20 protein-coding genes are annotated in these 22,796 nt (G+C 62.3%); 15 read left to right on the plus strand and 5 right to left on the minus strand.

Translation table 11 applies throughout. From position 1 onward, the window contains the following. Positions 1-67: 67 nt before the first annotated feature. From GA829_RS29495 to uxuA, 4 genes are all read right to left on the minus strand, one after another. The gene (locus tag GA829_RS29495) at positions 68-1,096 is read right to left on the minus strand and encodes a sugar ABC transporter substrate-binding protein (RefSeq protein ID WP_195176067.1); all 1,029 of its coding nucleotides are present in this window, start codon (positions 1,094-1,096) and stop codon (positions 68-70) included. Between the two features lie 74 nt (positions 1,097-1,170). Further along, a complete protein-coding gene (locus GA829_RS29500; protein WP_195176068.1) occupies positions 1,171-1,974 on the minus strand; it encodes an IclR family transcriptional regulator in 804 nt (267 codons plus the stop codon). After that, entirely contained in the window at positions 1,974-3,128 is a 1,155-nt protein-coding gene (locus tag GA829_RS29505) for an extracellular solute-binding protein (protein WP_195176069.1), read from the minus strand. Before GA829_RS29505 ends, GA829_RS29500 begins: the two co-directional genes overlap by 1 nt. A 133-nt stretch (positions 3,129-3,261) precedes the next feature. Next, positions 3,262-4,446, minus strand: coding sequence for a mannonate dehydratase (gene uxuA, locus GA829_RS29510; protein WP_195176070.1), 1,185 nt, complete (start codon positions 4,444-4,446; stop codon positions 3,262-3,264). 167 nt (positions 4,447-4,613) lie between these two features. Here uxuA and GA829_RS29515 point away from each other — a divergent pair, with 167 nt between their 5' ends. The 10 genes from GA829_RS29515 (at position 4,614) to speB (ending at position 15,191) form a co-directional block, all read left to right on the plus strand. Next, positions 4,614-5,399 (plus strand): FadR/GntR family transcriptional regulator, encoded by a 786-nt coding sequence (locus GA829_RS29515; protein WP_195176071.1) that lies wholly within the window; start codon positions 4,614-4,616, stop codon positions 5,397-5,399. Beyond that, complete coding sequence (locus tag GA829_RS29520) at positions 5,392-6,177, plus strand: SDR family NAD(P)-dependent oxidoreductase (RefSeq protein WP_195176072.1); 786 nt, start codon at positions 5,392-5,394, stop codon at positions 6,175-6,177. Before GA829_RS29515 ends, GA829_RS29520 begins: the two co-directional genes overlap by 8 nt. Before the next feature lie 10 nt (positions 6,178-6,187). Beyond that, the gene (locus GA829_RS29525) at positions 6,188-7,297 is read left to right on the plus strand and encodes a mannonate dehydratase (protein WP_195176073.1); all 1,110 of its coding nucleotides are present in this window, start codon (positions 6,188-6,190) and stop codon (positions 7,295-7,297) included. A gap of 94 nt (positions 7,298-7,391) precedes the next feature. After that, a complete protein-coding gene (locus GA829_RS29530; protein WP_195176074.1) occupies positions 7,392-8,084 on the plus strand; it encodes an RraA family protein in 693 nt (230 codons plus the stop codon). Positions 8,085-8,386: 302 nt separating this feature from the next. Continuing rightward, positions 8,387-9,313, plus strand: a complete 927-nt coding sequence (locus GA829_RS29535) for a LysR family transcriptional regulator (protein ID WP_195176075.1) — start codon at positions 8,387-8,389, stop codon at positions 9,311-9,313. A 259-nt stretch (positions 9,314-9,572) separates the two neighbouring features. After that, the gene (locus tag GA829_RS29540) at positions 9,573-10,526 is read left to right on the plus strand and encodes a BMP family protein (protein ID WP_195176076.1); all 954 of its coding nucleotides are present in this window, start codon (positions 9,573-9,575) and stop codon (positions 10,524-10,526) included. A 53-nt stretch (positions 10,527-10,579) separates the two neighbouring features. Next, a complete protein-coding gene (locus GA829_RS29545; protein WP_195176077.1) occupies positions 10,580-12,091 on the plus strand; it encodes an ABC transporter ATP-binding protein in 1,512 nt (503 codons plus the stop codon). After that, positions 12,091-13,200, plus strand: coding sequence for an ABC transporter permease (locus tag GA829_RS29550; RefSeq protein WP_195176078.1), 1,110 nt, complete (start codon positions 12,091-12,093; stop codon positions 13,198-13,200). Before GA829_RS29545 ends, GA829_RS29550 begins: the two co-directional genes overlap by 1 nt. After that, a complete protein-coding gene (locus tag GA829_RS29555; RefSeq protein WP_195176079.1) occupies positions 13,193-14,137 on the plus strand; it encodes an ABC transporter permease in 945 nt (314 codons plus the stop codon). Before GA829_RS29550 ends, GA829_RS29555 begins: the two co-directional genes overlap by 8 nt. A 70-nt stretch (positions 14,138-14,207) precedes the next feature. Next, positions 14,208-15,191: an agmatinase gene (gene speB / locus GA829_RS29560; RefSeq protein ID WP_195176080.1), complete on the plus strand. Its 984-nt coding sequence runs from the start codon at positions 14,208-14,210 to the stop codon at positions 15,189-15,191. 26 nt (positions 15,192-15,217) lie between these two features. Here the strand turns inward: speB and tssH are convergent, their stop codons facing one another. After that, a complete protein-coding gene (tssH, locus tag GA829_RS29565) occupies positions 15,218-17,983 on the minus strand; it encodes a type VI secretion system ATPase TssH (protein ID WP_195176081.1) in 2,766 nt (921 codons plus the stop codon). A gap of 339 nt (positions 17,984-18,322) precedes the next feature. Here tssH and tssA point away from each other — a divergent pair, with 339 nt between their 5' ends. Genes tssA through tssE form a run of 5 tightly spaced genes read left to right on the plus strand, consistent with a single transcriptional unit; the run spans position 18,323 to position 22,796 of the window. Next, entirely contained in the window at positions 18,323-19,489 is a 1,167-nt protein-coding gene (tssA, locus tag GA829_RS29570; protein WP_195176082.1) for a type VI secretion system protein TssA, read from the plus strand. Between the two features lie 6 nt (positions 19,490-19,495). Beyond that, positions 19,496-20,029, plus strand: a complete 534-nt coding sequence (gene tssB, locus GA829_RS29575) for a type VI secretion system contractile sheath small subunit (protein WP_195176083.1) — start codon at positions 19,496-19,498, stop codon at positions 20,027-20,029. Positions 20,030-20,039: 10 nt separating this feature from the next. After that, a complete protein-coding gene (tssC, locus tag GA829_RS29580) occupies positions 20,040-21,545 on the plus strand; it encodes a type VI secretion system contractile sheath large subunit (protein WP_195176084.1) in 1,506 nt (501 codons plus the stop codon). 47 nt (positions 21,546-21,592) lie between these two features. Further along, positions 21,593-22,054, plus strand: coding sequence for an Hcp family type VI secretion system effector (locus GA829_RS29585; protein ID WP_258052011.1), 462 nt, complete (start codon positions 21,593-21,595; stop codon positions 22,052-22,054). Next, on the plus strand, positions 22,041-22,796 hold the full coding sequence (tssE, locus tag GA829_RS29590; RefSeq protein WP_195176085.1) for a type VI secretion system baseplate subunit TssE: 756 nt from the start codon (positions 22,041-22,043) through the stop codon (positions 22,794-22,796). The genes GA829_RS29585 and tssE overlap by 14 nt, the downstream gene beginning before the upstream one ends.

Here is a 22,796-nt window from a genome sequence, read left to right on the forward strand (position 1 = left end):
TCTGCTTTGTCATGGTCCGCGTCGCTCCCTCCCGCCGCGTGGCGAGAGGGAGCGTCCTGGGAGGATGCTACTTCTTCAGATCGGCTGCGGTCTTCATGCACTTGGCCGGCGGCGTCAGCGCATTGACGGCGTCCCACTTGATGGTGCGGGTGGTGCCGTCATAGTCATAGTATTTCTTCCAATCGTCGCCGATCATTGGCGCGGTTGGGCTGACGATGTGCGGCGGCACGTCCTCGTGGTTGAACAGCTTCACCGCCGCGTCGATGGCCGTGAAACCCTCCTTCTCGGGGAACATTGCCGCTTCGATGCGATAGGACGGCTCCTTCTCGATGGCATTGATGAAGGCGAGGCCTTCGCCGCCGGTGCCGACGGTCAGCAGATTGTCCTGCGACTTTCCAGCCGCCTTCCATGCCTGCAGGCCGCCGAGCGAGGACGAGTCATTGATGCCGTAGATGATGTTGATGTCGGCATTCTTGGCGAGCGCCGCCGAGGAGACTTCGAGCGCGCGGTCCGGATTGCCGCCGCCATCGAGGTCGTGCACCATGACGGCATCGGGGATGACCGTCTTCAGTCCATCCATGAAGCCATTCGAGCGCAGCACGGTGGCGGACAGGAGCGGCAAGCCGACATTCATCACCTTGGCTGTGCCGCCAAGCTTTTCCTTGGCATATTTGCCGGCCTCGACACCTGAGAAATAGCCGGTGTCGTAGTCGCAGATGGCGACCATGGTGGTCATGCCCTTGACCGGATTGCCTTCCAGCACGACAGGGATGTTGGCTGCCTTGGCCTGGCGCAGCAGCGGCACCACGCCTTCTTCATTGACCGGCGTGATGATCAAAACGTCGACGCCCTTGGCGATAAAGTCCTCGGCTGCGGCCACCTGCTTTGCGATATCGAGATTGGCGTCCTGCACCTCGACCTCGATGCCGAGATCCTTGCCATGCGCCTTCATGCCCTTGATGACATTCTGGTACCATTCATGGGTGGCGTAGTTGGTGACGTAGCCGATTTTCTTCGGCATGTTCTGCGCCTGCGCGGAGGCAGCGAAGGCGACCGCGGCCGCCGAGGCAAACAGCATTGTTTTAGACCAGTTCATACTCTTCTCCCAATTTTCATCAGTACGGTTCAGTCTTCGAACGGTGGTCCCGCCGTCTCGGGTTGCAGTTAAAGTCAGGTCGCGGCGTCGCCGGCGCCAAGCGCGGCGGAAACCTTGTTGGCGGCCGCCATCGTGCGATCAAAAACCGTCTCGCGGTCGAAGCGGGCGGCTTTCTGCGGCAGGAATGGAACGGTCAACGCCGCGATCACCGCGCCTGTGTGGTCGCGCACCGGCATTGAAATGTTGATGCAGCCATCGACGGCCAGGGATGGGCGCATCTCGTAGCCATGATCCAATGCCGCCGCGAGCCGCGCCTCGATGTCCGCACGCGATCCCTGCCCTTCGCCGGCGGTGACGATACGCTCGACGATAGCGTCGCGATCGGCCGGACCCTGGTGAGCCAGCAGCACCGCGCCCGAACTCGTCTCCATGATGGGAAAGTGTGAGCCCAGTGCCACCGAGTAACGCATCGGCAGAGGTGAATCGATTTGCAGGACGACCAGCACATTCTGACCTTCCCGCACCACAAGATGGCAGCTCTGATCCGCATTGGCCGCGAGGTCGCGCATGACCGGCAATGCGCATTCCACCAGCCGGTTCACGGGAGGATGCATATGCGCCAGCTCGAAGAGCTTGAGCGAGAGACGGAAACGGTCACTGCCCGTGCGCAGAATGAAGCCACGCTTTTCCAGCAACAGAAGGATGCGGTAGATTTCGTGAATGGAGCGGTCGAGGCCGTTGGCGATTTCGGTCTGGGTCAGTGCTTCACCTTGGGTGGCCATGAACTCCAGGATGTCGAGCGCCTTCTCGGCTGCCGGCGCGCGATATTCGCCGCGCCCGCCCTCGCCGTCATCGAATGCCTTGGTGACTGTGGCCATCACGCGACGCTCCGTACCGACGCCGTCGAGGGCCGCGTCTCGCGGTAGCGCCGGTTTACCCACGCAGCCAGTTCGGCGACCGACAGTTCGCCAGCTACGGCCGCCGCGACGCGCGGCGCGGTCTCACGGAAGAACGTTATGAAGCCGGCATGGGTAGGGCGCAGATAGGACGACTGGATCGTCTTCAGCGTATCGGCGAAGAAGTCGCCGGTGGCGGCGTTGACCGCCTTGTCCTGCCAGGCCGACAGCGAGCCGGGCTGCCCGCCGGCGCTGACATATTGGCCACGCTGGGTGTCCGGCGAGCATAGAAACAAGGCATAGTCGATCGCTGCCTGGATGCTTTTCGACTGGGCGCTGACGCCGATGCCCGCGCCGCCAAGCAGCGCGCCCGCCGACCCCGTTGTCGGCGCGTCGGCGAAGCGCAGCTTCCGTTCCTCGCCGCGCGCGGCATAGTTCACATAGCCGAAAGCGAAGGGGACATAGACGACATCGTCATTGGCAATCATGTGATCGTAGCAGCGGATGGGATTCCATTGGTGCGAACCCGGGTGCGACAACTCGGAAAGCTCGCGCAACTGGCCGATGGCCCGCTCGACCTTGTCGCGGCTGATGAAGTCGTCGGCGTCCTCGCGCGGGTCGCCGAGCGTGAGCAGCAGGCACATGGCGTCGGTCGGCACCAGAGGCAGGCCGAGCCATCTGCCGTCCTTCCGGGCGCGGCGGCCGAGATCGACAACCTCGCCGTGAGAGCGCGGAACAACATCGCCATAGAGCGCCATCAAATCCGGCCGGAAGGACGCCACCTGGCAGGCGGCATCGATCGGCAGCGCCCATTGGCACCCTTCCCTTGCATAGGACTGCCACGACTTGCCGACCGAATCCTGCTCGAAAAACTGGTGCTGCTCGGCGGTCAGATGCTGGTCGAACGGGACCATGAGCCGGCCGGCGGCAATCTCACCGATGAACGGATGGTCGAAAACGACGAGATCATAGGTGCCGAGAACCTCATCGATCGCCCCTTCGCCGAATTCGTAGAGGCTGCGGCGATCCCAAGCGATCTCCAGACCGGGACGCGCGGCGCAATACGACCCGACGCTGGCGTCGAGTGGACCCCAGCAGCGTCTATGATCCCACGCCAATCCGCGCAGCTTCGTCATGCTCTTCAAATCCTCCCCGGCGGCCGGACAACGGGCGGCCTGCCTTCGACACTAGCACCTATTTTCATATAGGCAACTTGTTTTCACTTACACAAAGACCATGCAAGCCCTCCCAACGAACCGACGCGTCATTTCAAGCCAGGTCGAAACGCTCCACCGCACGCATGATGCCGCGCAGTTCCGCGAGCCCCTTGAGCCGCCCGATCAGCGAGTAGCCGGGGTTGATCTTTTGCTTGCCGATGTCATCGGCAAGCAGATGTCCGTGATCCGGACGCATCGGAATTTGCCAGTCGGTGCGGCCTTCGTTGCGACGGCGTTTCTCTTCCTTCATCAAGGCGAGGATGACATGCGCCATGTCGGTGCCGCCCTCCAGGTGTTCGGCTTCGTAAAACGAACCGTCGTCCTCGATGGTGATGTTGCGCAGATGGACGAAATGAATCCGGTCGGCGAATTCCTTGACCATGGCGACAATGTTGTTGTCGGCGCGGGTGCCATAAGAGCCAGTGCAGAACGTCAGACCATTGGCGGGGCTGTCGACGGCGCGAAGGATAAAGCGCGCATCCTCGGCGGTCGAAACGACGCGCGGCAGGCCATAGAGCGAGAACGGCGGGTCGTCGGGATGAATGCACATGCGCACACCCTCCTCTTCGGCGACCGGAATGATCTCGCGCAGGAACCAGGCAAGATTGTCGCGCAACTCCTTCGGCCCGATCGAATCGTATTCTGCCAGTGCCTCGCGAAAACTTTCACGGTCGTAGCTGCGCTCCGTCGCCGGCAGGCCGGCGATCAGGTTGCGCTCTATCTGGTCGATCCGCGCTGCCGTCAGCGTCGCCATGCGCTTCTCGGCCTCGGCGATACGCGCGGGGGTATAGCTGGCCGCGCCATTGCGGCGCTTCAGCACAAAAAGATCATAGGCGGCGAAATCGATTGCGTCGAAGCGCAGCGCGTAGCCGGTCGTCGGCAGACGATACGCGAGATCGGTGCGGGTCCAGTCCACCACCGGCATGAAATTGTAGCAGATGGTCTCAATGCCGGCCTTGGCGAGCGACCGGATGCTGTCACGGTAGTAGCCGGCATAGCGCTCGCGTTCCGGCGCGCCGATCTTGAAGGAATTGTGGACCGGAATGCTCTCGACCACCGACCATTTCAGGCCGGCCGCCTCGATAATCCGCTTGCGCTCAAGCACCTCTGCTTCAGGCCAGGCCCTGCCGTCATAGATCTGGTGAAGCGCCGATACCACGCCGATGGCGCCAGCCTGCCTGACTTGGTCAAGCGTCACCGGATCGTCCGGACCATACCAGCGCCAACACTGTTCCATAAGGCCTCCTATGCGTCTGGCGGCAACCATATTGTTGGACCACAGATATGTCAACGCAGAGAATTTGGCTGAAATTTACCGCAAAATTCGCTCTTCGCCACCTTTCTGTTGATTTTACTGTCGCTTCTCTTTATTGCTGGTCCAACAAATAGCGAGGAGATAGGCGCTTGGAACAAGCTGAGCATGACCTGGCAGGAGCAACGGAAGATGCAGGGGTCAGCAGCTCGGCGGTTGACCAGACTGTGCGGCAGATCCTCGATCTTATTCGCAACCGCGCCATGTCCGTCGGCGATGTCCTGCCGACCGAACGGGAGCTTGGCGAATTGTTCGGCGCCAGCCGCAACACTATACGCGAGGCGCTGCGCACCATCCGGACCTACGGCCTGATCGATCCCAAGCCGCGTGTCGGCGCGGTGCTGGCCGATCGCCAGAACGTCGCGATCCAGAATTTCTTCGCCGCGCAAATGGACATTTCGAAAACGTCCTTCAACGACATCCAGGGATTTCGCCGCATCATCGAAGTGAGCGTCGGCGATCACATCATTCTCAATGCGAGCGCTGCCGAACTCGATGCCCTGGACGCGGCCAATGACCTGATCGAGACCGCCAGGGATGTTCAGGAGGCGGCGCAGCGCGATTTCGATTTCCATCTGGCGCTGATGAAGCTCGCCGGCAACCGCATGCTGGTGCAGACCTACCAGTTCCTTTCACCTGTCATCCAACACATCATGACCGTCGGCAAATCCATCCGGCCGGTGCTTGGTGAAACACGCCGCGCCCATGGCGAGATCATCGCGGCGCTGCGTGCGCGCGACCGCATTGCCTACAGCTACCTGATGAGCCGGCATCTCGATTTCGGCTTGCGCTTCGTTCCCGACGATCTCGAAAACGCGCGCGCGCCGACAATGCCGTCGCAAGAGATGACACCTTCCAAGGATTTGCCCCATGCTTGATTTCGACAACAAGGTTGCGCTGATTACCGGCACGACCGGCATTGCACTCGCCACCGCAAGGCGGCTGGCGCAAGGAGGTGCGGCGATCATCGCCTGCGGCATCGACCGGGCAGCCAACATCGCCATGCAGGATAGCCTCGACCAGGCCGGCGCCAGGGCGCTGGTGCGGACAGTGGATGTCTCCGTCGCCGATCAGGTGCGCGAGGCAGTCGATGCCGGCGTCGCGAAATTCGGCGGCATCGATGTCATCGTCAATTCAGCGGCTGTCCATCCCTATGGCACGGCGACAACGACCGACTTGGAAACCTGGAACCGGGCGATGACGGTCAATGTCGGATCAATCTACCTGACCGCGCATTTCGGCATCCCGGAAATGATCAAGCGCGGCGGCGGCGCAATCGTCAACGTCTCCTCGGTACAGGGTTTCGCCTGCCAGCAGAACGTCGCCGCCTATGCCACGACCAAGGGGGCTATTCACACGCTGACGCGCTCGCTGGCGCTCGACTACGCGGCATCAGGCATTCGGGTCAATTCGGTCAGCCCGGGCTCGATCCGCACGCCGATCCTCGAAAAGGCGGCGCGTGGCGACAATGGCAGCGACGCCGATGTCGAGGACGCCTACAGGCGCTTCGGCGCGGCCCACCCACTTGGCCGCATCGGCGAGCCCGAGGAAGTGGCCGAGCTCATCGCTTTCCTGTGCTCGTCGAAGGCCAGCTTCTGCACCGGCGCCGACTACAAGATCGACGGCGGCCTGACCGCCGGCATCGGCGTCAAGTAGGACCGCGACGATGAAGATCGGACTTGGACTTTACCGCGATTCACTGACCCCGGATAATTTCCGCTTCGCGCGGCAGGCTGGCGCCACGCATGTCGTTGCGCATCTGACCAACTATTTTCGCGGGCGCGATCCGTCACTGTCGGCCGGTACGCAAACCGACGGCTGGGGTGACTGCTCCACCGACGAATTGTGGAGCTACGAGGATTTCGCCGGGCTGGTGAAAACCATCCGCGACAATGGCATGGAGATCGCCGGCATCGAGAACCTGTCGCCGCGCTTCTGGTCCGATGTGCTGCTCGATGGCCCCGACCGCGCCAGACAGATCGAGGGCTTGAAGCGCCTGGTGCGTGACGCCGGCCGCGCCGGTATTCCCTGCATCGGCTACAATTTTTCCATCGCCGGCGTGTGGGGCTGGACGCGTGGGCCATTCGCGCGCGGCGACGCCATGTCCGTCGGGCTGGACCTGTCCCGCATCGATCCTGATCTGCCGCTGCCCGACGGGGTCGTGTGGAACATGCGCTATCGGGCAGGCCGGGCCGACGCCGTGCCGGTCACGGTCTCGCAGGAGGAACTGTGGGAGCGGCTCGGCGTCTTCCTGCGCGAGATCGTTCCGGTCGCCGAAGAGGCCGGCGTCGTGATGGCCGCGCATCCGGACGACCCACCCGCCGAGGCGTTGCGCGGCACCGCTCGCCTGGTCAACCGGCCGCAAAAATACGACCGGCTGATGGACATCGTCGACTCGCCAGCCAATGGGCTGGAACTCTGCCTCGGCTCGCTTCAGGAGATGCCGCAACCCGAAGAGATCTACAGCCATGTCAGGCGTTTCGCGCGGCGTGGCCGCATCGGCTACATCCATTTCCGCAATGTGCGCGGCAAGGTGCCTCGATATCACGAGACCTTCGTCGACGATGGCGACATCGACATGGCCGAGATCATACGCATACTGCGCGATGAGAATTATCAAGGCGTCATGATCCCCGACCACACGCCGGAGATGACGTGCGACGCCCCCTGGCACGCCGGCAAGGCCTTCGCACTCGGCTACATGCGCGCCCTGGTGCAGAACGCCGAGGCGCTGGGTCCGGCACGCAGCGCGGCATTTGGCATGGCGGCCGAGTAGCCTACGGACGGCAATGCCCGGCCGATGGCCGCATGGTCCCCGCATGCGGCATCAACAATTCGAATTGACCCGACAACAGAGGCTCGCAACGACCATGACATCCTATCCCAACGACGCCGAACTGTTCCGACTGCTGGAGACCGAACTCTTCGTTGCCGTTGTCGGCGACGTCATGGACACGATCGGCCTCCAGCATCAATTCCTGCCGCCGGTGTTCAAACCGGTCGACGAGAAGACACGGCTGATCGGCCGCGCCATGCCTGTGCTGGAGACAGACATCTTCGCGTCCGAGGGCGGTGCGCCGAAAAACCCGGTGATGAGCAAGGCGTTCGGCTTGATGTTCGAAGCGCTGGACGATTTGAAGCCGGGCGAGATCTATGTCGCGAGCGGGTCTTCCCCTCGCTATGCCTTGTGGGGAGAGCTGATGTCGACGCGCGCCAGAATTCTCGGTGCGCGTGGCGCGCTGCTGAATGGATTCGCCCGTGACATAGACGGCATCCGCGCACTCGACTTCCCCTGCTTCTGTACCGGCTACTACGCTCAGGACCAGGGCGTACGCGGCAAGGTGATCGACTATCGCTGCGCGCTGGAAATCGGCGGCGTGCGCATCGAGCCTGGAACCCTGCTGTTCGGCGACAAGGAAGGCGTCCTCGTCATTCCACGCGACGCCGAGCAGGAGGTGGTGCGTTTGGCGATCGAGAAGGTTCGCGGCGAAAAACGCGTGGCAAAGGCGATCCAAAATGGCATGAGCGCTGTCGATGCCTACCGAACCTTCGGTATCATGTGACAGTTACCGGCCTGAACCCGGCGGCTGGGTGCGTAGCAGATCAGCGGTTCATGAGAGCACTGGGCCACGCAGGCGGCATGGCGTCTGTCGCCCAGTCGCGGAGGTCGTGAGAAATGCGAAAGATTTTCCACATTGCGGAATCCGCATCTTGAAAAGCGATCCACTTCGCGGAAAGCTCACGCATTTCAGGTTGCTGATGCAAGCCGTGTGGCCTGACGGGCGGGCACCGCCGGCTGGACAGCAAGGAACGACGGAGCAATTCTCGAAAGCAGTATCGGACGGCCGGTCCAGTTTGGAGAAGTGTGAGCAAGAATTCGAAATTTCCGCTCGACGGCCTCGACATCAACCTCTTGCGGCTGTTCTGTATCATTGTCGAATGCAACGGCTTCTCGGCGGCACAGGCCCGCACGAACATCAGCGCCGCTTCGATCAGCAGCAAGATGTCGACCCTGGAATCGCGCCTCGGGCTGAAACTCTGCCGGCGCGGCCGTGCCGGCTTCAAGCTGACGGCCGAAGGCCAGAATGTCTACGAGGCCGCCGCCGTCATTTTCCAGTCGCACAATTCGTTCGTGCGCGATGTCGGTGAACTGCGCAAGAATTTGACCGGCAGGCTCAGCATCGGCGTCGTCGACACGACGGTGAGCAACCCGCAAATGCCGCTGTCCTCGGCCATTGCGCGCTTCCATGACAAGTACAGCGATGTCTATCTGACCATGCAGATCATGGAGCCGGCGCAGCTTGAAAGAGGGTTGCTCGAAGGCAGTCTGCATCTCGCGGTGGCGCCCTTCTACCATCGCGTCCCCGGCTTGCACTACCAGCCATTCGTCGACGAGGTGCACCTGCTGCATTGCGCCAGGGGCCACCCGCTGTTCGAGCAGGCGCCCGACAATGTCGATATCGAGGCGATCGCGCGCAGCAAATACGTCATTCGCGGCCATGTCCCGGCAAACATCGAACTGGCCTCGGAACGCATCGTCGACTCGGCGTCCGTCATCGACATGGAAGCGATGATGCATCTCATCCTGTCGGGCCGCTTTGTCGGTTTCCTGCCCATGCATTTCGCCCGCTTCTGGACCGCTTCCGACCAGATCCGGCCGCTGCTTCCCAGCCGCATCCGCCATGTCTCGCATTTCGAGGTGGCGGTGAAGCGCGACCGCATGAACGAGCGCCTGACCAAGGCTTTCCTCGGCGAATTGCTGCGCAACGCACCCGCCGCCGAGCCGCGCTGAGCCCCGACATTCAAGGCGGTCTGGAAGGCGCCCGAAAAGCTGGTGGCCCCGGTCGAAACGGGACGGGTCCGCCGCCAATTTCAGCTCGATACAACTGCTTTTAGCGAAAGAAAATCTAAAATGAAGTTCATTCATTTTAGATCGATCTGAAGCAATTCAGGGTCGAGGATACCCCTGCGCAGCCGAAGCCAAGGCTCCGGATCGGCGCGAAAATTGAACCGACGGCTCCGCAAGAACAGCCGCGAAATGGGGAATGGTCATGACAATCCACAGACGGAATTTCATTGTGCTGAGCGGAGCCACGCTTGCCCTGGCCGCGCTGCGTCCGGCATGGGCGCAAGGCTACAAAGTCGCCATCATCATGCCCGGCAACATCACCGACAAGTCGTGGAGCCAGTCCGGCTACGAAGGCATCCAGCAAGTCAAGGACAAGCTCGGCGTCGAGATCGCCTATAGCGAGAAGGTCGCGCAAGCCGATCAGGCCGAGGCCATGGCCGACTACGCACGGCGCGGCTACCAGCTGGTTATCGGCCATGGCGGCGAGTTCCAGGACGCGGCCAAGCGCGTCGCGTCCAAATACCCCGAAACGATCTTCCTGGTGAACAACGGCCAGCAGGGCGGCGGCAATCTCGCCTCCGCGGACTTCTATTACGCACAACCCGGCTATCTGCTCGGCTACATGGCCGGCAAGATGTCCAAGACCGGCAAGGCCGGCTTCATCGGCGGCCAGAAGATCAAGTTCTCGCTCGACCTGAACTCCAGTTTCGAAGCAGGCTTCAAGGCAGCCGGCGGCAAGGACGTCTTCACCGCCTATACCAACGACTGGGATGACATCGCCAAGGGCAAGGAAGCCGCGCTCAACCAGATTTCACAGGGCGCCGATTTCGTCTTCCCGACCATGGACAACGCCGTCATCGGCAGCCTGCAGGCGTGCAAGGAAAAGGGCGCCTGGGGCATGGGCATCTATTACGACGCGATCGCCGACTGGCCGGACACGGTGGCTCAATCGGCCATCTTCGACATCAAGGGAGCCATGCTCGACTATGTTGCCTACGGCAAGGACGGCAAGCTTGAAGGCAAGAACTATCATTTCGATCTGAAGGTGCCTGAAGCCTGCCGCATCGGCACCTTCCACGCTTCGGTGCCGGAGGCCATCAAGAACGAGATCCTGGCGCTGTCCGACAAGATGAAGTCCGGTGAGCTGAAGGTCTGAGCGGCGCGCCGCCATCTCTTCATCCCAACTCTTCAATCTGGTGCAGCACCGCCATGGATCATATCCATATAGACGGCATCTCGAAGTCATTCGCCGGCTTCAAAGCCCTCGACAATGTCGGCATCCGCATCGCCAGGGGTGCCATCCACGCCATCCTGGGTGAGAACGGCGCCGGCAAGACGACGCTGATGAACGTCCTCTACGGGCTTTACCGGCCTGACGCGGGGCAGATCATTCTCGACGGCAAACCGTTGCGCATGGCCTCGCCGCGCGACGCCATCGCCAACGGGATCGGCATGATCCACCAGCATTTCATGCTGGTGGATTCGCTGTCGGTGACCGAGAACATCGTGCTCGGGCTGGAGCGCGGCCCCCGCACCATTCCCCTGCGGACACATGAAGCCAACATCCGCGAGCTCAGCCGCAAGCTCGCTTTCGATATCGATGCCACCGCGCCGATCTGGTCGCTGCCGATGGGCATGCGCCAGCGCGTCGAAATCCTCAAGGCGCTTTACCGCAAGGCCGAGGTGCTGATCCTCGACGAGCCGACCAGCGTGCTGGCGCCGACCGAGATCGCATCGTTCCTGGATTCGCTGCGGGCGCTGCGCGCCGCCAACCATACGATCCTCCTGATCACCCACAAGCTCGACGAAGTCATGGGCGTCGCCGACCGCATCACCGTGATGCGCCACGGCAAGGTGACCTATGAAAGCGATTCCGGCGAGACGACGCCACGCGATCTCGCGCGGCGTATGGTCGGGCGCGATATCGTGCTCAACCTCAACCGGGTGAAATCTCCGCCCGGCGAGATCGTGCTCGAAGCGAGCGGGCTGACCGCCCGTAACGACCAGGGTACGCGCGCGCTGAACGACCTTGGCCTGACATTGCGGGCCGGCGAGGTGCTGGGCGTCACCGGTGTCGACGGCAACGGCCAGCGCGAACTGGGCGAGGTGATCGCCGGACTGCGAACGCTGGAAGCCGGCACCATCATGGTCGAAGGCAAGGATATCGCCGCGCTCGACGTGCGGGCGCGCAAGAACCAGGCCGGCATCGGCTTCATTCCCGAAGACAGGCAGCACACAGGCCTCGTCCTCGACTATCCGGTGGCGACGAACCTTATCCTGCGCGACTACGACCGCCCGCCGGCCTCGCGCAATGGCATGCTGAACCTGGGCTACATCGCCCGCAACGCGGTTGATCTCGTCAAGCGCTACGATGTGCGGCTGCGCTCGCCACAACAGCCGGCCCGCTTTCTGTCCGGGGGCAATCAGCAAAAAGTCATCCTGGCCCGCGAGATCGAAGCGAAGCCGCGCATCCTGATCATCATGCAAGCCTGCAAGGGTCTTGATGTCGGCGCCATCGAGTTCGTCCAGAACATGATCTTCGACCTGAAGAAGGCCGGCGTCGCCGTCCTCTATGTCTCGACGGAACTGGAGCATGTGCTGGACGTCTCCGACCGCATAGCCGTGATGTGCGCCGGCGCCATCACCGGCGTGCTGGCCCCTGAAGAGGCAACGCCGGAGCGGCTTGGGGAACTGATGGCAGGTGTGAGGAGCGCGGCGTAATGGACAATATCATGCGTGCCGTGTTCGCGACGAGAACGCTGTGGGCGGTGGTGCTGGCACTGCTGGTCGGTTCGGTGTTGTTTCTCATCGCCGGGGCCAATCCGCTGCAGGCCTACCGGGCGCTGTTTGGCGAAGCGTTCTTCGACTATTTCGGTTTCGGCGCCACACTGGTGAAGTTCTCGCCCATCGTGCTGGCCGGACTGGCGGTTGCGATACCGCTGCGGGCCGGTCTGTTCAATGTCGGCGCCGAAGGCCAGATCTATCTCGGCGCACTGTTTTGCACCGCCGCCGCGCTCTACCTGCCTGAGTTTTACTGGCCTCTGCACATGGCGGTCTGCATCGCCGCCGCCATGCTCGGCGGCGCGCTTTGGGCAGCGATCGCCGGTGTCCTCAAGGCCTATCGCGGCATCAACGAGGTCATCGTCACCTTGCTGCTCAACTATGTCGGGATGAACATCGTCAGCTACGCGGCGAGCGGCCCGATGATGGAGGAGGGAGCGCCCTACCCCTATTCGCCTGAAATCCCGTCCAGCCTGTTCATGCCGCCCATCATGCCGCCGACCGACGCCCATGCCGGTGCGCTGTTCGGCATTGGCCTCGCCCTCATCCTGGCGTTTTGCCTCAAATACACGACCTTCGGTTTTGCCATGGTCACGGTGGGGCACAATCCCCGGGCGGCGCGCTATGCCGGCATCAATGTGCGGCGCCAGATCGTCGTGTCGATGATGCTGGGCGGCGCCCTGGCCGGTCTTGCCGGCGGGCTGGAAGTGCTGGGGGTCAAGTACCGCCTGTTTCAGAGTTTCAGCCCCGGCTACGGCTTTGACGGCATCGTCGTTGCCTTCATGGCGGCCGCCAATCCCATCCTTGTCGTCGTCGCGGCGCTGTTCTTCGCCGGCCTTCGCTCCGGCGCCCAGTTCATGCAGCGTGCCGTTGGTGTCGACAGCACTGTCGTCGATGCGATCCAGGGACTGATCGTCATGTTCGTCGCTGCCAGCCTGTCGATCCGGTTCTCCGATTCCCGCTGGGGACGGATGCTGGCGCAGCGGCGCTCGATGGAAGAGCTGATTGCGGCGCGTGGCAAGCAGAATGAGGAGAAGCAGAATGCCTGAATGGCTGGATATCACCTCGTCGACCGACCTGCTGCAGACCAGCCTGCGCCTGACTGTGCCGATCGCGTTCGCCGCATTGGGCGGCGTCATCGCCGAGCGCGGCGGCATCTACAATGTCGGCCTCGAAGGCATGATGCTGTTCGGCGCCTTCGGCGGCGCGCTCGGCTCATTCCTCACCGGCAATCCGATGGCCGGCGTGCTTCTCGGCATAGCCTTTGGTGCGTCGGGCGGCGCGGTGCTGGCGATGCTGTCTATCCGCCTCAACGTCAACCAGATCGTCTGCGGCATCGCCATCAATCTGGTCGCCGGCGGGCTGACGGCGTTTCTGGCGCGGCTGGCCTTCGGCATGGACGGAACCACCAAGGCGCTGCCTGGCTTTTCGCCGATCGCCATTCCCGGGTTGTCGTCGATCCCGTTGATCGGGCCGGTTTTCTTCGACCAGGACCCGCTGGTTTACGCACTCTACCTGATCGTGCCGCTGGTCTACTGGCTCTTGTATCGAAGCGCCTGGGGGCTTGAAATCCGGGCCACGGGCGAGAACCCGGCAGCGGCGGATTCGGCCGGCGTGCCGGTCTATTGGGTGCGCTTCTTCTGTGTGCTGGCCAGCGGCGGCCTCGCCGGGCTCGGCGGTGCCTATATTGTTTTGTCGCAAGTCTTCGTGTTCACGGAACATATGAGCGCCGGCAAGGGTTTCATTGCACTCGCGGCGGTTATCCTCGGCCGGTGGGATCCGCTGTGGGCAGTCATCGCCTCGCTGTTTTTCGGCTTCTGCGACGCGCTGCAGTTGCGGCTGCAATTCGCCAACCCGACAGTGCCCTACCAGATATTCATCGCGCTGCCCTACATCGCCTCGATCCTGGCGCTTGTCGGACTGTACGGGCGCGTAAAGCCGCCGGCCGCCGTCGGGCTTCCCTACCGTCGCGAAACCAAGATCTGATGCTTCCCGCTAACTCTCCTGTCTCTCGTTTAGAGCAGACGGCATTTCACAACAGACTGGAACCCTTGCCATGACAGACATCGACCCCAAGGCGAAAAACACCGGACATGGCTACGAGAGCGGCCGCCTCAACCTGCCATTCGTCGGCATCTGCACCTTCGCCAAGTCGCCCTACGTCGCCGACTGGGACGCGATCAACGCCGACGTTGCCATTCTCGGCGCGCCCTATGATTTCGGTACGCAGTGGCGAGCAGGCGCCCGGCTCGGGCCGCGCGCCATCCGCGAGGCATCGACGCTGTTTTCCTTCGGCCATGGCGGCGCCTACGACCACGAGGACGACGTCACCTACCTGCCGACGAGCGTGCGCATGGTCGATCTCGGCGACGCCGACATCATCCACACCGACACCATCAACAGCCACGCCAACATTGAATATGGCGTGCGCAAATGCCTGGAGGCCGGCGCGCTGCCGGTGGTGCTGGGCGGCGACCATTCGATCAATATCCCCTGCATCAACGCCTTCGACGGCCATGGCGACATTCACCTGGTGCAGATCGACGCGCATCTCGACTTCGTCGATGAACGGCACGGCGTCCGTTACGGCCACGGCAACCCGATGCGCCGCGCGGCGGAGAAGCCTTACGTTACCGGCCTGTCGCAGATCGGTATCCGCAACGTGTCGTCGACGGCCAAGGAAGGCTACGAGGCAGCGCGCAGCATGGGATCCGACATCCTGTCGGTGCGCCAGTTGCGCAAGCTTGGCGTCGACGGTGTCCTTGCGCGGATACCAGCTGGCAAGCGCTACTACGTGACCATCGACATCGATGGCTTCGACCCCTCGATCGCGCCGGGCACCGGCACGCCGTCGCATGGCGGCTTCATCTATTACGAGGTGCTGGAGCTGCTCGCCGGCCTTGCCAAACGCGGTGAAGTGGTTGGCATCGACCTGGTCGAGGTGGCGCCCGACTACGATCATACCGGAACCACCGCCATCCTTGCGGCGCAGATCCTGATGAACTTCATCGGCCGGATTTTTCACGCCCGGACGCTGTAGCCTTCAAGCGGGTTGGCCGGCCGCCGCTATTCGAAAGTGTAGGTGAACCCTTCCTTCGAGGCGCCGACAGTCACCTTCGTCATCTTTTCGCCCTCGAGCGACCGGTTCAGCACGCTTCGGCTCAACTCCGGCAGAAGCGTGTTGGTCAAGATCGCATCGATCATCCGGCCACCGGATTCGATCTCGGTGCAACGCGCCTTGACCAGGTCCAGCACACCGTCGCCGATGACCAGTTCCGCGTCATGGGTCGCGCGCAGCCGGCGCGCTATCTTTGTGAACTGATGACGGGTGATCGCCTCGATCATGGAATCCGACAGCGGGTAGTAAGGAATGGTCACCACGCGGCCGAGGAAGGCCGCCGGAAAGACTTTCAGCAGCGGGCCGCGCAACGCGGTGTCGAGATCGTCGAGGCCGGCGCGCACGGTGCCATTTCGTGTCTGGTCCATGATGACCTCGGATCCAACATTGGAGGTCAGCAGGATCAGCGTGTTCTTGAAGTCGATGCGACGGCCTTCACTGTCGTCCATCATTCCCTTGTCGAAGACCTGGAAAAAGATTTCGTGCACATCCGGATGCGCCTTTTCGACTTCATCGAGAAGGATCACGGAGTACGGTTTGCGCCGCACCGCCTCGGTCAGGATTCCGCCCTTGCCGTAGCCGACATATCCGGGCGGTGCGCCCTTCAGCGTCGACACTGTGTGTGCCTCCTGAAACTCTGACATGTTGATCGAGATCAGGTTCTGCTCGCCGCCATAGAGCGTCTCGGCGAGGGCCAGCGCTGTCTCTGTCTTGCCGACGCCCGACGGACCGCAAAGCAAAAAGACCCCGACCGGTTTTTCCGGCGCACCAAGCCCGGCGCGGCTGGTTTGCACGCGCTTGGCAATCATCTCCATCGCATGGTCCTGGCCAACCACGCGTTCCGACAAGGTGCCGGCGAGTTTGAGAGCTTTCTCGGTCTGGCTCGACAGCATCCTGCCGGTCGGAATGCCGGTCCAGTCCTGCACCACCGCCGCCACCGCGTTTCGGTCGACCGAAGGCAAGATAAGCGGTGTCTCGCCTTGTGCCTCGGCCAATTCGGCCATCAGTTCCCGCAGCCGCGCAAGATTGGCCGCCGCTTCGGCTTCGGCAGCCGCGGCATCAGGCGCGGCAACTTCGCTTGCCACTGATACGTCCTTTGGCGCATCAGGGCCGGCTTCCGGCGAACCTTCTTCCTGCTTGCCGGCCTCGTCGAGCGGAACGCCCTCGCCGCGCAGTTTCGCGCGCAGGTCGAGGACCTCGGCCACCAACGCCTTTTCGCGATCCCAGCGCGCCTGCGCGGCCGCAAGCGTGGTTTCGGTCTCCGCCAGCCCGGCCTCGACCCGAGCCTGCCGGTCGGTCACCTCTATGCCAATCACCGCCTCACGGCCGATGATGCCTTGTTCGACCTCCAGTGCCTGGCGCCGGCGCAGAATATCCTCGACCTCGGCCGGCGTGGCGTGCTGTGAAATGGCGACGCGGGCGCAAGCGGTGTCGAGCAGACTCACGGCCTTGTCCGGCAATTGCCGCGCCGGGATATAGCGATGCGACAGGCCAACGGCCGCCTCGATCGCCTCGTCCAGTATCTGCACCTGGTGATGCTGTTCCAAGACGCCGGCAACCCCGCGCAGCATGAGAACGGCGACCGCCTCCGACGGTTCGTCGATCTTCACCACCTGGAAGCGGCGGGTGAGCGCGGGGTCTTTCTCGATATGCTGCTTGTATTCGGCCCAGGTGGTTGCCGCGATCGTGCGAAGTTCGCCGCGCGCCAGCGCGGGCTTCAGAAGATTGGCCGCATCGCCGGTGCCGGCGGCGCCGCCTGCACCGATCAGGGTGTGAGCTTCATCGATAAACAGAATGACCGGGATCTCGGACGACTGAACCTCGTCGATGACCGCCTTCAGCCGTTTCTCGAATTCGCCTTTCACACTGGCGCCCGCCTGCATCAATCCGACATCGAGCATGCGGACGCTGACATCCTGCAGTGTCGGCGGTACGTCGCCCTCGGCGATGCGCAAGGCAAAGCCCTCGACCACGGCGGTCTTTCCGACGCCGGCCTCGCCGGTCAGGATCGGGTTGTTCTGCCGGCGCCGCATCAGGATATCGACGATCTGCCTGATCTCCGGATCACGGCCGACGACCGGATCGATCTTGCCGTCGCGCGCTCGCTGGGTCAGGTCGGTGGCATATTTCGCCAGTGCAGAATCCCCGCCTGGAGACCGTCGCGGGGTTTCAGCGGCGGCAGCCGGCGCATCAGCGGCACCGCCTTCGAGCGAACCCTCCAGCACGTCCGCCAGACGAGAGATGACGCCATCGGCATCGATCTTGTCGAACTCGGCGCTGATTTTTGAAACCAGGCCTTCCAGAACCGGCGTTTTCAGGCAGGCAAGGATGACATGCGCGCTGCGCACTTCCTCAGCGCCGAATTCAAGCGTCGCCAGGCTCCACGCCTCCTGAATGGCATGGAAGATGTGGTCGGAGAATTCCTCGATCGAAGTCGCGCCATAGGGCAGCTTGTCCAGTGCGCGCGTCATGTCCCCGGTCAGCCGGCCTGCGTCGATGCCGGCATCAGCAAGAATCATCTGGACGTCCGACCGGTCCGAAAGCACCAATTGCTCAAGGAAGTGGACGAGTTCGACATAAGGGTTGCCGCGAAGCTTCGCGGCCCCAGCAGCAGCCGCGAAGGCTCGCTTGCCCGTCGAATTCAGCTTGTCGACCAATTCCTTGCGTTTGAAGCTCTGCGACGATTTCCGCCGCGGCGCACTGGCTGGCTCCATAGGATCTTCCCCCAGGTCGGACTGTCTGATTGGCAACCTGCCACATATGCAGCGACTTGACAAAGCGACTTCGGAAAGAGCGTTATGGCTTGTGCAACCTACATAGATAAAGATGTGGACTTTCCAACATTTTGAACTCAAGGTCTTGGCGACTGCAGCCGACTTGCAGTGCTTGGGCAATGCATTTCACGAGCCGGATTCCGTCGGCGCGACAGGGGCCGGACCCACAAGTTGCGAACCTTCCGTTAAGTTTGAGCAGCAACTGAATTGTGGTAATGTGAACCCGTGTGATAAACGTTCGTCGCGCACGGCCTCTGAGGCCGTTCCCTGGGGGTTTGTGTGATTGATCTCGCACTCTGGCTCAGTCCGATCGACGGTGAAAATCCGTCCGGGGAAGATTTGCGCAATGATCCGCGCTTTCACGAGCTCGAACGCCTGACGGAACCGCAGGTCAAGGTCGTCCATGACGACCGCAACAAGCCGTCCTCGCAGATAGACATGCCGACCGATTGGCCCTCGGTTCTTGCAAAGGCCGAGGAATTGCGTACGCACGGTCGCGATCTGCGCCTTCTCGTTCTTGTCACACGCGCGCTGGCCAACGAGGACGGGCTTGGCGGGCTTGCCCAAGGCCTCGGCCTGATCGCCCAGACTTTCGAGACCCATTGGGAAACCATGCATCCGGCATTGCGGCCCGGGGCCTCGCCGCGCGAAGCCGCCTTGCGCCGCATCAACGCAATGCTCGATCTGCAAAACGGCCAGGACGGCTTGCTGGCGAACCTGCGGAAGATGGTTTTCTTCTCGCCGCGCGGCATCGGTCCGATTACCGGCCGTGATCTGGAGCAGAGCGCCCTTGATGACCGTGTCATGCTGCAGGAAGCCGCATCCGGCCTGAACAATGCCGAAAGAGCGGCGCTGTCAGCGGCGCATGGGCAACTCCTGTCTCGGGTGCGAAGCGGCTGCGCGGCACAGGTCGATCAGGCCGAGGACCAAATGACCTCGCTCATCGCCGACAACCGTGCCGCGATCGCGGCGCTCGACACGGTCGACACAGCGTTGAACAAACGCCTTGAGAGCACAGGGGCTGCTGTTCCCGACCTGAAGCGGTTCCTGGAGCGCCTCTTGGCGACGCTGGAGCGCGGATCGGCTGTGCGCATTGCGGCAAACGGCGCGACGAAGCCCGCCCCTGCGCCGGCATCAGCGGAGGCCCCGGCCCGAAACGGCCATGGAGTGGATACGATGGCAAGCCATGCGGAAACGGGCACGGGGCTTCCCGATCGGATTTCCTCGCGCGACGACGTCGTCAAATGCCTCGATCTGGTCGTCGCTTTCTACGATCGCACCGAACCATCGAGCCCGATACCGCATCTCGCCCGCCGCGTGCGCCGGATGGTGCACATGGATTTTGTTGAACTGATGGAAGATCTCGCCCCCTCGGGGCTGAAGGAATTCCGGCTTCTCGCCGGCGTTCCCGATGCCAAGAAGGCCGCTCAGAAAGATGAAAGGTAGCAAAGCATGCCAGCCGAAAGCAAAGCGAAGGTCATCGAGCGAAATCGCGCGCCACGCGTGCAGATCGCCTACGACGTTGAAACCTACGGCAGCCCGACGACGATCGAACTGCCGTTCGTGATGGGTGTGCTGGCCGACCTCTCCGGCGCTTCACAGACCAAGGAGGCGTCAAAATCGGTGCTCGACCGCGCCTTCGTCGAGACCGATGCCAACCGGTTCCCCAAATTCATGGAAGCGCTTGGACCACGCGTGAAGGCGCGGGTGAAGAACACGCTGCCCCAGGCTGAAGGCGCCGAGCGGGACGAGGAACTGGCGCTTGACCTTACCTTCTCCAAGATGGGCGATTTCGCGCCCGACAAGATCGCCGCTCAGGTGCCGCAACTGGCTGAGATTCTCAAGATGCGCCGCCAGCTGGAGGAACTGCTCGGCTTCATGGACGGCCGTGTCGATGCTGAAAAGCGCATCGCGCAGCTGCTGAACAACGAGCCGCTGCTTGGCAAGATCGCCAGCCAGGCATTGTCCGACGACGACAAGGGTTGAGGGATAGATCATGGCCGAACAGCAAAAGACCGCCACCGCCGCCGCCGAGGCGGAAGCCATTGATCTCGGCGAATTCAGCGGGCTCCTTGAAAAGGATTTCAAGGTCAAGAAAGACGACAGCGAGAAGCTCCAGCAACTGGTGCGCAATCTGGCGCTGGCTGCTCAATCGCGCTCCGACACCACGACCATCTCGTCCAATGCGATCAAGTCGATCAAGTCGCTGATCGCAGGCATCGACAAGATGCTGTCGGCGCAGGTCAACGAGATCCTGCACGCGCCGGAAGTCCGCGAGATGGAAGGCACATGGCGCGGCCTTTGGTATCTCGTCAACAACACCGAGACGGATCAGAAGCTCAAGATCCGGGTGATGAACATCTCCAAGGAACAGCTGGCCGATACGCTTGAAGATTACGAAGGCCAAATGTGGGATCAAAGCCCGATCTTCAAGAAGGTCTATACCGACGAGTATTCGATGCTCGGTGGCGAGCCGATCGGTTGCCTGGTCGGCGCCTACGAGTTCTCGAACCACCCGCGCGACGTCGGCCTGCTGCGCAACATCTCTGGCATCTGCGCCTCGGCCCATACACCGTTCATCGCCGCCGCCTCGCCGCGCCTGTTCCGCATGGACAGCTGGCAGGAACTGCCCAACCCGCAGGACCTGCAGCAGATCGTCTCGAACCCTGCCTATGCCTCGTGGCAATCGCTGCGCGAGAGCGAGGATGCGCGCTATGTCGGCCTGACCATGCCACGCGTGCTGGCGCGGCTGCCCTATGGCACCGACACCGTTCCGGTCAAAGGCTTCACCTTCGAGGAAGAGGTACAGGGCGACCATAACAAATATGTCTGGATGAACGCCGCCTTCCCGATGGGCGTCAACATCAACCGCAGCCACAAGCTGTTTGGCTGGGGCACGCAGATCCGCGGCGTCGAGAATGGCGGCACCGTGCTCAACCTGCCGGTGCACAGCTTCCCTACCGACGATGGATCGATCGCGATGAAATGCCCGACGGAAGTCGCCATCGACGACCGGCGTGAAGCCGAACTGGCGAAGCTCGGCCTGATGCCGATCCTGCACCGGAAAAACACCGATCTCGCGGCCTTTATCGGGGCGCACTCGCTGCAGGACGACGAGACACGCGCCGGCCGGCTGGTCGACCCCGATGCACAGTCGAACGAGCGGCTAAGCGCCAATCTGCCTTACCTGTTCCCGGTCTCGCGCTTTGCTCACTATCTGAAGGCCATTGCGCGCGACAAGGTCGGCTCGTTCAAGGAGCGTTCCGACATGCAGATATGGCTGACCGAGTGGATCAACCGCTACGTGCTGGCCAACCCGGCTTTCGCCGATGACAAGGCGCGGGCCAAGCGTCCGCTGGCAGCGGCGGAAGTCCAGGTGGACAGCGTGGAGGGACGGCCAGGCTACTACAATGCCCGCTTCTACCTGCGTCCGCATTACCAGTTGGAAGGCATCAATGCCTCGCTCCGGCTGGTGTCGGAGCTGCCGTCCGTAAAGGCTTGATTGCATCCTTAACGTCTTGATTTGTTTCAAAGCGGTGGAGAAAGACAATGCCAACAACTATGAAGATCGATGGTTTTCTAAAGGTTCCGGACATCAAAGGCCCCAGCACCCGCGACGGCCACGCGGACGAGATCGAGATCCATGGCGTCGACTACAAGATGGTCGCCCCCTATGACCCGAATTCGCTCTCGCGGCGCGGTCGCGTGTCGATGGGCATGATCAAGTTCACCAAGCACTACGATAAGTCTTCGCCCTATCTGGCGAAGGCACTGTTCGAGAACAAGGCCCTGGATGAGGTGGTGTTCTCCGCACGCCGGACGATCGACGGCGAAAGCAAGGACTATCTGGTCGTTACCCTGACCGATGCCTCGATCATGGAATACGACATGTCTCAGGCCGAGGACGAGGCCGACCTGATCCAGGAAGAGGTCAGCTTCGCCTACAAGAAGATCAAGTTCGTCTATGACGGCAATGACGAAGCCGAAATGGATGTTTATGTCGGCAAGTGAGGCTCGACGATCCGGCGCGGGCAGGCAACAGGTCACTGGCAGCTTGCGGGCAAAAAGCGAGGCGATCCAGCCTTCGCTTTGGGACCGGCTCGTCAATGACTTGCCGGGCCTGACGTCGGAAATAGACGGCCTGCGCCATGTCTTGCAGGACGAGCTTGGCGCGGACCGTCTCGACACCCTTGTCGCCGGCAGTTCGCGGCTCATTGACGCCGACATGGAGCTTACGCCTGATCAGAAACGGCGCCTGCACCGGCTGGCGTTTCAGACCGAGCACCGCGTCGAGATCGAAAGCCGCGGCGTGGTCGTGTCGGCTCGCGTGCTTCGCGAAGCCGTGCGGCGTGATATCGAGGCGCTTTTCAACACCGAGCGCTTCGAAGCCACACCACTTCTTACCGATGTTGAGAACGAGCAGATGGCGGACAATCCGCCATCGCTCGCCGATTTTCCGGAGGTCCGCCGAAGCGTGGTCAATTACGGCGTGCCGTCGTTCTCGGGCCGCTCCTCACGTGATTTTGACCGCGACGTGCTGGCGCGCGAAATCCGTTCGGTGCTTGCCACTTTCGAACCGCGCCTCAAGGAGAGTGCAACGAAGGTTACGGTCACCCTTGGCGACAAGACCATGGGCCTGAAGATCGAGATAGACGCCGTGCTGATCATGACGCCCACGCCAGAACGCATGCGGCTTCGCACCACGATCAATCTCGATAACGGCCTGGCACGGACCGAAATTAGGGAAGCCTGA

The sequence above is a fragment of the Mesorhizobium sp. INR15 genome, assembly GCF_015500075.1.
Classification (GTDB): domain Bacteria; phylum Pseudomonadota; class Alphaproteobacteria; order Rhizobiales; family Rhizobiaceae; genus Mesorhizobium.